Source organism: Actinoplanes subglobosus (assembly GCF_042650585.1).
GTDB lineage: Bacteria > Actinomycetota > Actinomycetes > Mycobacteriales > Micromonosporaceae > Actinoplanes > Actinoplanes subglobosus.
Genome location: NZ_JBHSBL010000021.1, coordinates 220,646 through 235,793, shown reverse-complemented (window position 1 = coordinate 235,793; position 15,148 = coordinate 220,646). Strand labels below are relative to the sequence as shown.

At 70.4% G+C, this 15,148-nt stretch carries 14 protein-coding genes; 9 read left to right on the top strand and 5 right to left on the bottom strand.

From position 1 onward, the window contains the following. Positions 1-92 precede the first annotated feature (92 nt). Positions 93-1,280 carry an MFS transporter gene (locus ACFO0C_RS33050; RefSeq protein WP_378070669.1) on the bottom strand — a complete coding sequence of 396 codons (1,188 nt, stop codon included), beginning with the start codon at positions 1,278-1,280 and terminating at the stop codon, positions 93-95. Between the two features lie 30 nt (positions 1,281-1,310). Between ACFO0C_RS33050 and ACFO0C_RS33045 the strand changes: the two genes are divergently transcribed. Further along, complete coding sequence (locus tag ACFO0C_RS33045; RefSeq protein ID WP_378070668.1) at positions 1,311-2,192, top strand: arylamine N-acetyltransferase family protein; 882 nt, start codon at positions 1,311-1,313, stop codon at positions 2,190-2,192. A gap of 63 nt (positions 2,193-2,255) precedes the next feature. After that, on the top strand, positions 2,256-2,804 hold the full coding sequence (locus ACFO0C_RS33040; RefSeq protein ID WP_378070667.1) for a GNAT family N-acetyltransferase: 549 nt from the start codon (positions 2,256-2,258) through the stop codon (positions 2,802-2,804). Between the two features lie 19 nt (positions 2,805-2,823). Here the strand turns inward: ACFO0C_RS33040 and ACFO0C_RS33035 are convergent, their stop codons facing one another. Next, positions 2,824-3,516 carry a hypothetical protein gene (locus ACFO0C_RS33035; RefSeq protein ID WP_378070666.1) on the bottom strand — a complete coding sequence of 231 codons (693 nt, stop codon included), beginning with the start codon at positions 3,514-3,516 and terminating at the stop codon, positions 2,824-2,826. Then, entirely contained in the window at positions 3,503-3,994 is a 492-nt protein-coding gene (locus ACFO0C_RS33030; RefSeq protein WP_378070665.1) for a winged helix-turn-helix transcriptional regulator, read from the bottom strand. The genes ACFO0C_RS33035 and ACFO0C_RS33030 overlap by 14 nt, the downstream gene beginning before the upstream one ends. A 56-nt stretch (positions 3,995-4,050) precedes the next feature. On the opposite strand from ACFO0C_RS33030, the gene ACFO0C_RS33025 reads away from it, so the two are divergent. Next, on the top strand, positions 4,051-4,563 hold the full coding sequence (locus ACFO0C_RS33025; protein ID WP_378070664.1) for a PaaI family thioesterase: 513 nt from the start codon (positions 4,051-4,053) through the stop codon (positions 4,561-4,563). Positions 4,564-4,791: 228 nt separating this feature from the next. After that, positions 4,792-5,760: a helix-turn-helix transcriptional regulator gene (locus ACFO0C_RS33020; protein ID WP_378070663.1), complete on the top strand. Its 969-nt coding sequence runs from the start codon at positions 4,792-4,794 to the stop codon at positions 5,758-5,760. A 561-nt stretch (positions 5,761-6,321) separates the two neighbouring features. Here ACFO0C_RS33020 and ACFO0C_RS33015 read toward each other — a convergent pair. After that, the gene (locus ACFO0C_RS33015) at positions 6,322-7,530 is read right to left on the bottom strand and encodes a DUF2231 domain-containing protein (protein WP_378070662.1); all 1,209 of its coding nucleotides are present in this window, start codon (positions 7,528-7,530) and stop codon (positions 6,322-6,324) included. Between the two features lie 618 nt (positions 7,531-8,148). Between ACFO0C_RS33015 and ACFO0C_RS33010 the strand changes: the two genes are divergently transcribed. The 5 genes from ACFO0C_RS33010 to ACFO0C_RS32990 all read left to right on the top strand — a co-directional run bounded on the left by ACFO0C_RS33010 (position 8,149) and on the right by ACFO0C_RS32990 (position 14,134). Continuing rightward, positions 8,149-10,170, top strand: a complete 2,022-nt coding sequence (locus tag ACFO0C_RS33010; RefSeq protein WP_378070661.1) for a GGDEF domain-containing protein — start codon at positions 8,149-8,151, stop codon at positions 10,168-10,170. A gap of 69 nt (positions 10,171-10,239) precedes the next feature. Beyond that, complete coding sequence (locus ACFO0C_RS33005) at positions 10,240-10,968, top strand: matrixin family metalloprotease (RefSeq protein ID WP_378070660.1); 729 nt, start codon at positions 10,240-10,242, stop codon at positions 10,966-10,968. Between the two features lie 38 nt (positions 10,969-11,006). Continuing rightward, entirely contained in the window at positions 11,007-12,773 is a 1,767-nt protein-coding gene (locus tag ACFO0C_RS33000; protein WP_378070659.1) for a cellulase family glycosylhydrolase, read from the top strand. 68 nt (positions 12,774-12,841) lie between these two features. Continuing rightward, positions 12,842-13,696 (top strand): hypothetical protein, encoded by an 855-nt coding sequence (locus ACFO0C_RS32995; RefSeq protein WP_378070658.1) that lies wholly within the window; start codon positions 12,842-12,844, stop codon positions 13,694-13,696. Positions 13,697-13,774: 78 nt separating this feature from the next. Continuing rightward, on the top strand, positions 13,775-14,134 hold the full coding sequence (locus tag ACFO0C_RS32990; protein WP_378070657.1) for an STAS domain-containing protein: 360 nt from the start codon (positions 13,775-13,777) through the stop codon (positions 14,132-14,134). Here the strand turns inward: ACFO0C_RS32990 and ACFO0C_RS32985 are convergent. Beyond that, on the bottom strand, positions 14,098-14,778 hold the full coding sequence (locus ACFO0C_RS32985; protein ID WP_378070656.1) for a carbonic anhydrase: 681 nt from the start codon (positions 14,776-14,778) through the stop codon (positions 14,098-14,100). The two genes, ACFO0C_RS32990 and ACFO0C_RS32985, sit on opposite strands and share 37 nt — an antisense overlap. Positions 14,779-15,148: the final 370 nt, after the last annotated feature.

The window sequence follows — 15,148 nt, the reverse complement described above, 5'->3', positions numbered from 1 at the left end:
CAAGGGGGCGGGAGCGGCGGGCAAAGAGGGCGGAGGCGGCGAGCGAAGGGTATGGGGGAGTGGCGGGCAACGGGGTGGCGGGGAACGGGTGGTCAGGCGGGGCGGCGCAGCAACGGGCGGATCCACCAGGTGGCGAGGAGAGCCACCACGCACAACACCGCCAGGCTGAGGAAACCCGCCCGGAACGAACCCGTGGCGTCCTTGACGGCGCCCAGCGCGTACACGAAGGCGAAGCTTCCCAGGTTGGCGCAGAAGTTGCCGAAACCGCTGACCAGGCCCGCATTGCGGTCGCCCAGCACCTGGAGGGGCAGAGCGAAGAGCGGGCCGAAGTAGACCTGGATGGCCAGGGAGATCAACGCCACGACCCCGATCACCCCGACCATGCCGGGTACGAACGTGAGCAGCGTCAACCCGGCGGTGAGGATGGCCAGCGAGCCGCCGATCACGGCGAGTGGCCGGTTGATCCGGTCGGACAGGTAGCCGCCGAGATAGTTGACGGGTGCGCTGATCGCCGATGCCACGGCGGCGACGAGGCCGGCCGACGCCAGGGACTGGCCGCGATCGACGACGAGGTAGGTCGGCAGCCAGAAGGTGAAGCCCTGCGCGACGGCCAGTCGGGTGAACTGGATGACGCCCGTGAGCTGGACGATCCGCGTCCGGATGAGCCCGGGCAGTTCGGTGAACCGTACCGCTGAGGATGGGGGTTTGGGGGAGGCCGGACCGGCCAGGAACCGGTAGAGGACCAGCGACAGCAACCCGAAGCCGGCGAACAGCAGGAACAGCAGTCGCCAGCCGAGCGGGCCGACGAGGAGCGGCCCGACCGCGCTGAGCAGGATGTTCGACGAGAACCCGCCCACCACGTAGAGGCCCATCGCGGAGGCGCGCCGGCCGGGTGGGAAGAGCTGGGTCATCAGCAGCATGCCGGGCGTGAAGACGAGGGCGCGGAAGAACCCGGCGAGTGCCTGATCGATCAGGAGCAGGGGGTACGAGTCGAGCACCGCGAAGAGCATGGCCAGCAGGTTCATGCCGAGCAGCCCGATCATGAACAGCCGCCGTGGGGTGAACCGGTCGGCGAGATAGCCGGACGGCACCTGCATGAGGGCGTATGTCAGGTTGCTCGCGGCGGCCAGCATGCCCGCCTCGGTGAAGGTGAGGCCCAGGTCGGTGCGGATGAGCGGCAGGAACAGGCCGATCCCGCCGAAGATCAGGCCGATGCTGCTCTGGCAGACGACCAGAACGGTGATGACCGGCCGCCGGGACCGGGTGTCGCTGATCGTCACCCGTGGATCGTAAGCGGCTAGCGTGTCCGCATGCCTGACACCATCGACGTCACCGGCTATCTGGACCGCCTCGGGCTGCCCGAGCTGGCCGGTCACGAACCGTCCGTCCCGGCGTTGCGGGCGCTGCACCGGGCGCATGCCGAGCGGGTGCCCTACGAGTGCCTGGAGATTCACCTGGACCGGCCGACCACGGTCTGCCCGGCCGAGTCGGCGCGGCGCATCGTGGCCGGCCGGGGCGGCTACTGTTTCCATCTGAACGGGGCGTTCTCGGCGTTGCTGCGGGCGCTCGGCTACCGGGTGACGCGGCATGTCGGCGGCGTGCAGGGCAACGCCGATCCGGCGGCCGGGGCCACCGGCAACCATCTGGTGCTCACCGTCTCCGGCCTGTCGTCGGCCGAGTCGCCCGGCGGCGACTGGCTCGTCGACCTCGGCATGGGTGACGGCCTTCACGGCCCGCTTCCGCTTGTCGAGGGCACGCACACCGACGGGCCTTTCCGGTACGGGCTACGCGCGTCCGAGGCGGAGCCGGGCGGCTGGCGGTTCGACCACGATCCGCGGGGCAGTTTCCTGGGGATGGATTTCCGTGCCGGGCCGGCGCGCATGTCGGAGTTCCAGGAGAAGCACGTCGAGCTGAGTACCTCACCGGAGTCGGGTTTCGTGCGGGTGGCGACGGCCGCACGCCGGGACTCGACCGGCGCCGATGTGCTGCGGGGCCTGACGCTGACCCGGATCGGCGCTGATCCGTCGCGTTCCGTGCTGGCCGATGAAGTCACCTATTTCAATGCCCTCGCCGACATTTTCGGCATCGTCCTCCCGGAGCCGGATCGGGCGTTGCTGTGGCCGCGGGTTTTCGCGGCTCACCAGCGATGGGAGCGGGAGCAGCCGGATTTGCCAACGCGAATGGATCTCTGATTAGGTAAGCCTTACCTAATCAAGTTAACGGAGGTTCAGGCGTGGGGGCACGCATGATTCGAAATGTCTGAAACTGTAAGCAAGGTCGTCCTTTCCGAGAAGGTCGACATCGATGAACTCGCCACTGTGTACCGACGGGTCCACGCCGCCGACCTGCACCTGATCGACCACAGCGAACCGTCCGTCGAGGACCGTCTCCGCTGGACCGCCGAGGCACCCGGCTTCCAGGCCGCACTCGGCTACGTGGACGGTGAGCTGGTCGGGACCGTCATGGGCTGTCCACTGCCGCCGGAGACCCTCTGGTGGCGGGACATGACCGATGTGAACGATCCCGGCCTGGCCATCGAGTGGGAGGGTCGCACGTTCGCCATCTGTGAGGCGTTCGTCGACCCCGCCCAGCAGCGGCACCGCCTCGGCGTCCGGATGGTGGCGGAGCTGCTCGACCAGCGCAAGGAGGAGCGCGTCTCGCTCGCGGTCGCCGAGACCAACACGCGGGTGTGGCACGCCTTGCAACGCCTCAGGTTCGACCACGTCGGGGATCTGGTCCCGTTCCCCGGCTGGCGCCCGCACCGGATGCTGGTGCGCGCGCTCCCGCTCAGCTCCTCACGCTGAGCCGGATCCGGCGGGTTCCTCAGGCCAGGGCTTGCGTGATCAGCAGCAGGTCCCCGGCCGGGAACCCGCCGGGCCGCCGGGGTGACGAGTCGTCGTCACAGACCAGCGCGCCGTCCACCCGGGACCATCGGGCCTCGTCGTCCAGCAGTCGCCGGGCCGTCTCGCGGGCCTCGGCGGGTGTCGCACCGGGAGCGCAGACCTCGATCAGTGCGTCGGCGAGCAGATCGACGGCCGACGGTGGGGCGTCGCGGTCGCCGATCGCCGGGTGCAGCAGGACCAGTCGTTGCGCGGGGGTGCCCAGCCGGCCCCGCTCGACCAGGCGCATCGCCTCGGGCCAGGACAGTCCCGGCCCCCAGCCGTGACCCTCGACCGAGGCCACGCTCAGGCACCGGCCCGTCCCGGCCGGGAGCACCACGTAGTCGAGGCCGCCCTCGTCGTCGTACCCATGCCATTGGATGACCGCGAGATCGGACCCGCCGGCGCCGAACCGCAGCGTCGGCCACCGGCCCGACCCGGTCAGTTCCTCCCACAGGTCCAGCGGCTCGGGGCACGCGTCGAAGACCGCACCGACCAGGTCGGTGTCGGCGAACCCGTCGAGCATCCGGGCCCAGAACTCCGGCCGGTCCAGCAGCCAGGTGCCGTCGCTCAGGACGCCGGGATCGACGGCGTCGTAACGGCCGGTGTAGTCGGCGGCCTGCTCAGCATCCAGCATCGGGCGAGCGTAGCCGGGCCCCTGGGCCGGGACGGGGCTGGATCTCCCGCTGTTTCTCGACCAGGTGCCCGTCGGTGCAGGTGACGGCGAGGTGCAGTTCGGCGCCGCAGTCGCGGTGGGCGTACTGGATGGGCGGTCCCTCGGGGTCGGCCAGGTAGCGGTTGCCCCACTCGGCGAGCGCGATCATCACCGGGTAGAGGTCGAAGCCCTTCTCGGTGAGCCGGTACTCGTGGCGCACCCGGGAGCCGGGTTCCCGATAGGGCTCGCGGCGCAGCACCCCGTTTTCGACCAGGGTGTTCAGCCGGTTGGTGAGGACCTGGCGGGGCACTCCGGTGCGCACCCGCATGTCGTCGAAGCGCCGGATCCCGGAGAACACCTCGCGCAGCACGACGAGCGACCACTTCTCACCGAGGATGCCCATCGCGCGCTCGACGGTGCAGTTGTCGACGGACCAGTTCAGGGCGGGGGGAGTGGTCATGTGAGGAAGGCTAAGTCTCGTTGACAGACTCATCAAGCCTCTGGAAGCCTGCATCCATGACGCAGACCCAGGAAGCCTCCCGGACCCGGACCTTCGGCTGGACCGACCCGGCCGAGCACGCGAGCCAGATCGGCCGCCGCAGTGGGCTGGAGCTCCTGCGGGCCATGTCGGCCGGCGACTTCCCGCCCCCGCCGATCATGCACCTGATCGACGCGCTCGGCATGCGTGTCGAGGAGGGCAGCGTCACCGTCGAGCTCGACCCGCAGGAGTTCCATTACAACCCGCTCGGCACCGTGCACGGCGGCGTCCTGTCCACGCTGCTCGACACCGCCGCCGCCTGCTCGGTGCACAGCACGCTGCCGGCCGGGGTCGGCTACACGAGCATGGACCTCAACGTGAAGTTCCTGCGCCCCGCCACCGTCGCCTCCGGCCGCCTCACCTGCACCGGCACGGTCCTGCAACGTGGCCGGCGGACCGCACTCGCCGAGGCCCGGATCACCGACGCGGCCGGCCGCCTGATCGCCCACGCGACCTCCAGCTGCATGATCTTCGAGATCCCCGCCGCCTGAGCCATCCCTGCGGCCTGAGCCATCCCTGCGGCCTGAGCTATCCCTGCGGCCTGAGCTATCCCCGCCGCCTGAGCTATCCCTGCCGCTCGCGCTGCCCTGCTGCTCGCGCCGTTTTGCCGCGTGAGCGGGTAGGCTCTGCTCGCGCCTACCCGCCGGCTGTGCCGCCCGGGTGACTCGCGCGTTAGCCTCGGTTCCGGACGATGACCTTCCGGAACCGGGGGACCGCTGATGGAGAGCCCCACCGCCCGGGCACTCATGGCGTTCGAAGCCGTTCAGGGCTGCCCCGGCATCACCGCCGACCGGCTGGCCGAGCGTCTCGGCGGCATCTCCGAGCGGGCCGCCCGCCGTTACATCGCCATCCTCCGCGAGGCCGGCATCCCGATCGAGTCGGTGCGCGGGCCCTACGGCGGTTACCGGGTCGGCCGCGGTGCCCGGCCCGCGCCGCTCATCTTCACCCAGGCCGAGGCGCTGGGGCTGGTCATGGCGGTTCTCGACGGTCATCACGCGGCCGGGGACAGCGGCGATCCGGTCGGCAGCGCCCTCGGCAAGATCGTCCGGGTGCTGCCGGAGTCGCTCGGCGCACAGGTCGAGGCGGTTCGCCGTACCGCCGCACCCGCTCCTGACCGCGCCGCGGCGCGGCCCGACCCCGAGATCACGTCCCGGTTGGTGCAGGCTTGCGCCCAGAATCAGACGGTACGGGTGAGCTACCGCTCCGAAGCCGGCAACGACTCGTCGACTCCCGCCGACCCGCTGGCGATCGTGGTCCGCCACGGCAGGTGGTACCTGCTGTGCCACGCACACCGGCCCGACGCCCGCCGTGCCTACCGGATCGACCGGGTCACCGAGGTGGAACTCCTGCCCGGCGTATTCGTCCCACCGTCCGACCTGGACCCGGTCGCCATCCTCGACGAACACCTCGCCTCCGGCTGGGAGTACCACGCCGAGATCCTCATCCACGCCGCACCCGCCGAGGTCGCGGCCACCGCCGGCACGGCTCTCGGCACACTCCGCCCCGGCCCCACCCCCGGAACGACCATCCTGACCGGCACCACCAGCGCCCCCGACTGGTACGCCCGCCAGCTCACCGCGATCCCCGTCCCCTACCGCATCGTCGGCGGCCCGGAACTGGTCGCCGCCGCCCGCCGCATCGCCACCCGCCTGCTCAACGCCACCGCGCCCGAGCCCCCACACCCGTGACCGCCGGCGTGTCCTGTCGCGCGCGCATTCGTCCCGGTCGCTGACCTGGCCCCTTGTCACCCGGCCGGTCCCGCTCGCGGACCTCTGTTCCGCTCGCGGACCTCTTCCCGGGTGGACCCGCTCGCGACGTCCTCCGCGACGTCCTCCGCGACGTCCTCCGCGACGTCCTCCGCGACGTCCTGCCCGCGACGTCCTGCCCGCGCCGTCCTGCCCGCGCCGTCCTGCCCGCGCCGTCCTCCGCGATGCCCTTCCCTGGGTGGTCCTGTTCGCGGCGTCCTTCCCCGTGCGATCTTGGTTGGTTTTCCACCGTTTCCGGTGGAAAGCGGCTCAAGATCGCTGAGGGTGGCGCTGGTCGCTGTGTTGGCCGACCGTAGTTCGCTGTCGTCTGGGTGGTCCTGTTCGCGGTGTGCTTCGCGGTGGCGTTCCTCTACGCGATCTTGGTTGGTTTTCCACCGTTTCCGGTGGAAAGCGGCTCAAGATCGCTGGAGGTCGCGCTGGTGGTTGCGTCAACCGAGACCGTTGCCCCGGGGGAGGCTCGCCGGTGAGCTGGATCAGGTGAGATCAGCGGTGGCGGTTCGGGTCGGACCCTGGCTGGGGCGCGGGTCGTGGGCGTCGTGGTGCCGGAGTGGCACGAGGTCGTGACGCGGCTTGCGGCCGTGGCGCTGCTTGGGGGTTTGCCGCGGCACGCGGGCCGGGTGTCATACGCGGGTCTGGCGTGGTGCGAGGGCCGGGGACGTTGCGGGGACCGGGCGCGCCCTTTGGCCAGGGCGCCGATCGAGGACCGGGGCTGGCTTGTGACCCGGGCGCTGTTCGGGGTCCGGGGGTGGCTTGTGACCCGGGCGCTGTTCGGGGTCCGGGGGTGGCTTGTGGCCAGGGCGCTGTTCGGGGTCCGGGGGTGGCTTGTGGCCAGGGCGCTGTTCGGGGTCCGGGGCTGGCTTGTGGCCGGGGCGCTGTTCGGGGTCCGGGGGTGGCTTGTGGCCAGGGCGCTGTTCGGGGTCCGGGGGTGGCTTGTGGCCGGGGCACCGCTCGCGGGCTGGGTGTGTTGCGTGGGCTGGCGGTGGTGCGCGGGGACGGGGCGTTGCGCGGCCATGGCGCGGTGCGCGGGAAGGGAGTGGTGTGCGGAGCGGTGTCCGGGGCGGGATGGGGGCCGGGCTGCTGGGCGGGTGGGGTGTGTGGAGCGCGGGTGGGGGTGGCCGGCTGAGGGCGGGGGCGGCGCGGGGGCAGGCCCGCGGGGCGTGGCCCCGCCGGGTGGGGTGGGGTGGAGTGGGTCAGGAGCTGGTTCAGGTCGGCGGTGTGGGAGGTCTGGTCGTGGCGGGCGGTGGCCGGACGGCGGCGGCGGCGGTCGGCGACCGGGGCACCCGGGGCGGCGAGGCGACCGCTGAACCAGGCGCCGAACGCGGCCGCGGCCAGGCCGGAGAACTCGACGGTGAGCAGGCTCGCCGATACGGTGCGTGACGGGTCGCGGACGCGCATCACGGTGACCACGGCGAAGACGATGAGCACGCCGACGTCGAGGAGCAGGGCCAGGACGAAGGTCCGGGCGACGGCCGGGCCGGTCGCCGTCACGGCGTCGAAGACGGCGGTCAGGGTGGCGAGCAGGCCGCCGCCGAGACCGGCGACCAGGTTCCAGAAGGCCACCGTGCCGATCAGCGCGGGCGCGCCGAGCAGGGTGGCGAGGTCGAAGACGAAGGCCATCCAGAAGAGGCCGAGAGGGAACATCAGCAGCAACGGCTGCATTCCGTGGCCTCCGAGTCGGAGCCGGCTCTGCATGCGACGGTCCTCCTGTCGTGGCCGCTGCGCTCCACCGTGCGGTGGAGCCGGTGTTCCCAGCCTCGGCGCAAACATCCGGAAACGGGCGGCCCCGGTCGGGTGATTCGCTGCGCCGGCGGGTGATTCACGAGAATCCAGGCCTGGCAGGTGCGAGGCGGGCGGGCGCGAGGCGGGCGGGTTTGAGGCGGCGGGTGAGTGGCGGGTGGGTGAGAGGTGGGCGAGTTGACGCGGGCGGTTGCGAGGCGGCGGGTGAGTGGCGGGCGGGTGAGTGGCGGGCGGGTGAGAGGTGGGCGGGTGAGTGGCGGGCGGGTGAGAGGTGGGCGGGTGAGTGGCGGGCGGGTGAGTGGCGGGCGGGTGAGTGGCGGGCGGGTGAGTGGCGGGCGGGTGAGAGGTGGGCGGGTGAGTGGCGCGGGCGGGTGAGTGGCGGGCGGTTGCGAGGCGGGCGGGTGAGAGGCGGGCGGGTGAGAGGTGGGCGGGTGAGTGGCGGGCGGGTGAGAGGTGGGCGGGTGGGTGAGGGGCGGGCGGGTGCGAGGCGGCGGCTGATTCAGGAAAACCTCAAGGCGGTTGGGGCGGCGCCGATGGTGCCGGGGTCGAGCTCAGCCTGGGAGGTGCCGTGTCGTGAAGCGCGATTCCCTCGGCACCGTCCAGCGGTCCCGTCGCCAGTCGTTGCGGGCGTCGGCGGCCTACGGGGCGGTTCCGGCGGTGCTGGCCGCGGCGTACGCGATCGGCACCTGGGGTCTTCCCGGCCGTCTTCCGATGCTGCTGGTGTCGGCGGTGATGGTCGGCTTCGCGGTGCTCGGCTGGACGACGGCGAGCCGGATCGCCCGGACCCGGTGGTGGATCTGGATCCAGTCGGCTGCGGCGGGTGTCAACCTCGCCGGTTCGGCGGTCCTCGGGATCATGGACGATGGTGTGGCCGGCCCGCTGGGTACGTTCATTCCACTGTCGGTGGTGCTGCTGGCGATCGTGGTGCCGCCGCGGGCGTTCCTGGTCACGGCGGGTCTGGGCGTCACGGCGTACGTCGCGTTGATGGTCTTCGGTGACACCCCGCCGGCCGGTTATCCGCTGGTCCATGGCCTGGGTTTCGCCTGCGTCGCGTATCTGTGTCTGCGGCATTCGGCGGTTCTGGCGTCGTTGCGCCGGCGGCTGGCGGACAGTTCGCGCACCGATCCGCTGACCGGTTGCCTGAACCGGCGTGGTTTCGACGAGCGGATGGCGGCCGAACTGGCCGACGCCGAGCGTGCCGGTACGCCGGTGACGCTGGTGCTGCTGGACCTGGACCATTTCAAGGAGGTCAACGACACCCACGGTCACCGGGCCGGCGATGAGCTGCTGGCCTGGACGGGGCAGGAGCTGCGGGCGGATCTGCGCGCGCACGACGCGGTGGGCCGGCAGGGTGGCGACGAGTTCGCGATGCTCCTGCCGGGCACCGACGTGGAGGCCGCGGAGGTCGTGGTGGAGCGGCTGCGTGAACGGCTGCGGGTGTGCTCGCCGGCGAGTCTGGGTGCGGCGACGTTCCCCGGCGACGCGAGCGACTTCGCGGGGCTTCTGCTCGTTGCCGACCAACGGCTCTATCAGGACAAAGCTGCCCGGGTACGCCGTGCGCCGACCGCCGAGGCGGTGGCCGGGGCGCGTGACGGGGTCCGGCCGTCGGGTCCGGTCGCGGCGGTGGAGGCGCGGGAGCGGCGGCGGCACTCGATCGCCGACCCGGGCTGGATGTCGATGACGCAGACGTGCGTGGCGCTGGTCTACGTCATGCTGGTCGCCAACGATCACGAGCATCGGGCCGGCATGGTGGCGCTGTCGCTGTGGGGTTTCTTCACCGGTCTCGCGGTGGTCGTGGGCGCCGACTGGCTGAGCCGGTCGCGCCTGGCCCGGCCGTTGATGCTGGCGTTCGCGTTCAGCGCCTTCGTGAGTTGTGCGGCGATAGCGACGCTGGACGGTGGTGTGGATCAGCCGCTCGGTATCGGTGTGCTGATCTCGATCCCGTTGTTGATGCTGGGTATGCGGCCGGAGGTGGCCGCCCCGGTGGCGATGGCGGCGGGTGGGCTCTACCTGCTGGTCGGTCTCCAGGTCGGTGACCTGTGCGGGTGGTATGTGACGTTGCAGCTGCTGGGTACGGCGGCCGCGGCGACGGCGTGCGCGTTGCAGGGCCGGGCGGCGGCCGGTCAGCGCCGGATGCTGACGCGTCTGTCGCGGGTGGACGTTCTGACGGACGTGCTGAACCGGCGGGGTTTCGCGGAGCGGTTCGCGGCGGAGGTCGCGGACAGCCGGCGGACCGGCCGTGGTGCGGCGCTGCTGGTGCTGGACCTGGACGGGTTCAAGCTGCTCAATGACGCGCAGGGGCATGCGGCGGGTGACGAGTTGCTGCGCTGGGTGGCGGCGACGCTGCGGTCCGAGGTGCATCCGCACGACATCGTGGGCCGGCTGGGTGGCGACGAGTTCGTGGTGCTGCTGACCGACGGCGACGCGTTCGACGTGGCCGACAACCTGCGGACGGTGCTGGCCGCGCGGATCGGTGCGAGCATCGGTGTCGCGGTTCTCGGGGTCGACGGCGAGGATTTCGACGGCCTGTACGCGATCGCCGACGCCCGTCTGTACCAGCACAAGAAGCCGACGCCGAGGTACGTCCGGAGCTGACCGCCGTGGCAACCGTTCCGCAACCGGTGTCCACCCGGGACAGCACCCGGCACGATCCCAGAATGGGTCATGAAGCGCCTTCTCCTTCTGCTGGCCACGGTTTCGACGCTGGTGGCTGCTCAGCCCGGGGTGGCCCTGGCGGCCGCCGGCAGTGCGAAGTCCTACGCTTTCATGAGCCAGTCGCACGGCACCGACCTGATCGCCCGCTGGAATCCGTGCGGCGGCGCCATCGACTACCGGGTCAATCTGGACCGTGCGCCGAAGGACTCGCTGGCTGAGGTGAAGACGGCGTTCAGCCGGATCTCGGCGGCCACCGGGCTGACGTTCCGCTATGCGGGGACGACCGATGTGATCCCGCAGGCGAAGTCGGGTTACAAGGGCACCTACCCGTCCGGCACCGAGATCGTGATCGCCTGGGCGACGCCGGGCAAGCAGAGCAAGTGGCTGCCGTCGGGGACCCGGGTGCTGGGTATGGGCGGTGGCTCGTGGCAGACCGCGTACACGGCGGGCGGTGGTGACGCGCTGATGATGCTGACCGGCGCGGTGGTGCTGAACGCGACGTCGGTGAAGTCGCTGGCCCGGGGTTTCGGGGCGTCCCGGAACGGCACGACCGGCGCGGTGCTGATGCACGAGATCGGTCACGCGATCGGTCTCGCGCACCCGGCGCAGGACGACCAGAACCAGATCATGTACCACACGATCACCGCGAAGAAGGCGGTGTGGGGCGCCGGTGACCTGACCGGTCTGCGCAAGCTGGGCAAGACGTCGGGTTGTCTGTATACGCAGCGCCCGGCATAGCGGGTGGCAGATTGTGAACAAGTGATTACCGTCGATACATGCGGGCCTTCTTCCTGGCAGTTCTGCTGGTGATGGCGGGTATCGTGGCGCCGGTGAAGCCGGCCGCCGCCGCGGTACCCACCGACGCCCATGGTCGCGAGATCGTTCTGCGCGGCTTCAACGTCTCGGGCAGCACGAAGCTGTACGAGAACGGACTCCTCCCCTTCCGCAGCACCGCCGACGCGGCGGCCGCGGCCACTCAGATGCGCGAGCTCACCGGCGCCAACGCGATCCGCTTCCTGATCAGCTGGGAGGGGGTGCAGCCGGCCCGGGACCGGATCGACACCGCCTACCTGGACCGGGCTGCCGACCAGATCCGCCAGTTCACCGACCGGGGTATCCGGGTGCTGCTCGACTGGCACCAGGACCTGTACTCGTCGCACCTGTTCGACCCGGACAGCTGGTACACCGGCGACGGCGCGCCGAAGTGGGTGATCGACGCCGGGACCTATCCGGACGAGTCGTGCGGTATCTGCCTGCTGTGGGGGCAGAACATGATGAACAACGGCGCGATCCGGGCCGCGATGTACGACTTCTGGCGCAACCGCTACGGGGTGCAGGACGCCTACCTCGCGCAGGCCCGCGCCGCACTCACCCACCTGCGGTCCCGTGTCGACTACTCGATGATGCTGGGTGTCGACCCGTTCAACGAGCCGTTCGACGGCGGGCTGGACGGCGCCTCCGGCACCACCTGGGAGACCACCTATCTGGTGCCGTTCTACCAGCGGTTCCGGGCCGTGATGGACGCGACCGGCTGGACGTCGCTGCCGCTCTACGCCGAGCCGCTGGTCTTCTGGAACACCGGGTTCTTCGAGCAGGGCGGGCTCTCCACGGCCGGGCAGCTCGGATCCCGGTACGTCTTCAACAGCCACTACTACGACGGCGGCCGGATGACGCTCGACCCGACGGCGGCCGGTGACGGCACCTACAACGCGGCGATGAACCGGATCCGGGACCGGGCCACCGCACTCGGGACCACCGCGTTCGTGTCCGAGTTCGGCAATGCGATGTCCGGGACGAGCAGCAGCTCCCGTACGCCGTGGATGGTCCGTTCGATGTATCAGGGCCTGGACTCACGGGTGTCCGGCGCGTCGTTCTGGAACAGTGCGGCGAGCTCCGGCCAGGTGCTGTCGTCGACCCAGTGGCATTGGGACGTCTACAGCGGGCGGCACAGCGAGCTGATGAACTTCAACCCGGACAAGGTGCAGACCACCGGGGACGCCTGGAACGGTGAGGACCACTCGGTGATCGCGAACGGGGCGCTGCGGCTGGACCGGCGGGTGCTGGACCGGCTGTTCCCGAGCGCGGTGGCCGGGACCACCGTGGCGTTCGCCTACGAGGACCTGGCCCGGGAGGGGTTCGCCGGAGCCGGCCGGCAGCAGGCGTGGCTGACCGTCCCGTCCCGGTTGCCGGGGATCGCCGGTCTGGTCGCCGGCCGGCAGTACGGCGTGCTGGTCTGGCGGGAGCCGGCGTCGCCACCGGGTGCCCCGACCGAGCTGCATCTGCCCGGGTCGTTCCCGTCCGCCCGTACCGTCGTGGTGTCCGATCTGGGGGTCGTCTCCGGGGTGCCGGCGAGCGGACCGGTCGCGGTGACCACCGAAGCGGGTGCCACCACCGCCCGCCGTCTGCTGCTCGACGCGACCGGGTCGGCGGCCGGGAAGGTGCACGTGGCGCTGGTGGTCAACGCGTCCGACGTGACGTCGGTGCCGGCCGCGACCCTGACCGCGGCCCGCACCGAATTGCTCAACTGGGCGGCCGGTTTGTGATTCGGTCTCATCTATGACATGACTTCTGCGACTGTGAGCGCACCCGGGACGGCTGGGATCCTGGTTCGATGAACGTCCAGGTCCTGCCGATCACGTCCGCCGACGTGTCCCGGGTCGCTCATTTCCTGAACGCCCATCTGAACTCCCGGCTCAGCGTCGATCTGTGGGCCCGTGCGCTCACCCCGCCGTGGAAGTCGTCCGCGCCGAACCACGGTTTCATGCTCCTCGCGGCCGGCGTGGTCGTCGGCGTCTATCTGGCCTTCTACGCGGAGCGCACGGTCGGCGGGACACGGCAGCGGTTCTGCAATCTGGGCGGCTGGTGCGTTCTTCCGCAATACCGGCTGCTGAGTGTGAAACTGCTGCGGGCCCTGCTGAGACAGGAGGGCTATCACTTCACCGATCTGACGCCGAGCGGCAGCGTCATCGCCATGAACGAGCGGCTCGGATTCCGCCATCTGGACAGCGAACTGGTGGCCGTACCCAATCTGCCGTTCGTGCCGTTGCCCGGGCGGGTGGTCACGTCGGATCCGCGGCGTATCGAGGACCTGCTCGCCGGCGACGATCTGCAGCTCTATCTGGACCATCGGGACGCGCTGGCGGCCCGGCACGTGGTCCTGGCCGACCGGTCCGGTGTCTGTCACGTGGTGTTCCGGCACGACCGTCCGCGGAATCTGCCCTGGTTCGCCTCGGTGGTGCACGTCGGTGACCCGGTGGTGTTCCGCCGGATGTTCCGGCCCTTCACCGGTCACCTGCTGGTCCGGTACCGGATTCCGGCCACGTTGCTGGAACCGCGGGTCGCCGGGTTCCGTCCGCGCGGCGCGGTCCGGGTGCCCACCGACCGGCGCCGGATGTTCCGTAGTGACACCCTGGAACCGGACCGGATCGACCTTCTTTACAGTGAGCTGGTCTGTGTGCCGTTCTGAGGTTCACCATTGTTGGCTCGGTCACCGTGTCATCCGGATTTCGGCTCCCGGACACATTTCGCGGGTACGACTTCAGGTATGACCGACCCGCGTTACGAGATCGACCGTACGAACCACCGTACGGGTTCGACCGTCCACCTTCATCTCATCGGCGCCTTCGACCGGGATGCCCACCGGGTCCTGCGCGCCGCCATGCGTGACGCCTTCGCCTCCGGCCGCCGCGGCCACGGTGTGATCGTCGACATGGCGCGGGTGGAGACGATCGGCAGCGAATGCATCGAGTTGCTGCTGATCGGCTACACCCGCGCCCTGCGGGGCGGCCACGGTTACGACATCGTCAATGCGGCCGGCCACGTGCGTCAGGCGCTGGCCCTGACCGGCCTCTGCGAGGCGGAGACCTTCTACAGCACCGTGACCGTGCCGGTGTCCAGGTCGTAACGAGCACCGACCACCTGCGCGCCACTGTGCGCGACGATCTCACTGCGGGTGACCAGAGCCGAGACCTGGGCCCGGATGTTGGCCCGGACCGCCTTCTCGACGCCGTCCGGGTCGTCGACGAACGGCTCGACGATCGGGGTCAGTGCTTCCACGATGGCCGCGATGTGCCCGGGGACCTCGGCGCCGCTCCTGATGGCGTTGATGGTGGCCGACACGGCGCCGCAGCGCTCGTGCCCGAGGACCATGATCACCGGCGGGGCGAACTCCTCGACGGCGTACTCGATGCTGCCGAGCAGCAGGTCGTCGACGATGTTGCCGGCCACCCGGTTGTCGAAGAGGTCACCGACGCCCTGGTCGAAGAGGACCTCCGGGGCGACCCGGGAGTCCGCGCAGCCGAGGATGACGGCGAACGGGTGCTGGCCGGCGGCGATCTCCCGGATCCGGGCCGGGGACTGGTGCGGGTGCCGGCCGTGGCCGGTGACGAACCGGCGGTTGCCGGCCAGGAGCTGTTCCAGGGTGGTGCCCGGGGAATGAGGGGTGCCCGCGGAGTGCGCGGCCTGGGCGGCCGGAGCGAGTGCGATCGATCCGGCGAGGGCGCCGCCGACAGCGAAGAGTGACCGTCGGCGAACCGTTGAGTCCAGCATCTTTTGCTCCAAAGAGAAGAGGGACGCGGACCATCATGCTCCGGTTGATCAAGGGCGCCCAGTGACTATCGCGATCAAGACATCCAGATGTCGCAATGGCGGCAAATCGGACGCATGACGCATTTCTCGAAAAGCTCCTGGGTTATTCCCCCGGACGCGTGACGCGAGAAAGAGCCGACGTGTCTTATCTTCTTTCAGCGGGTCATGCGGCCCGCTGCCCGGTCGCACGCGAAACCTTGCGCCGGGCTATTTTTCGTACCTGCGCGTGTTTTTGGCAATGACAATTGTCGCCGATCCGACCGCTGTTTCCGAGAAACATATTCGAAACAACTCACCGGAAAGCGGGAATCGGTGAGATCGACTTGAATGG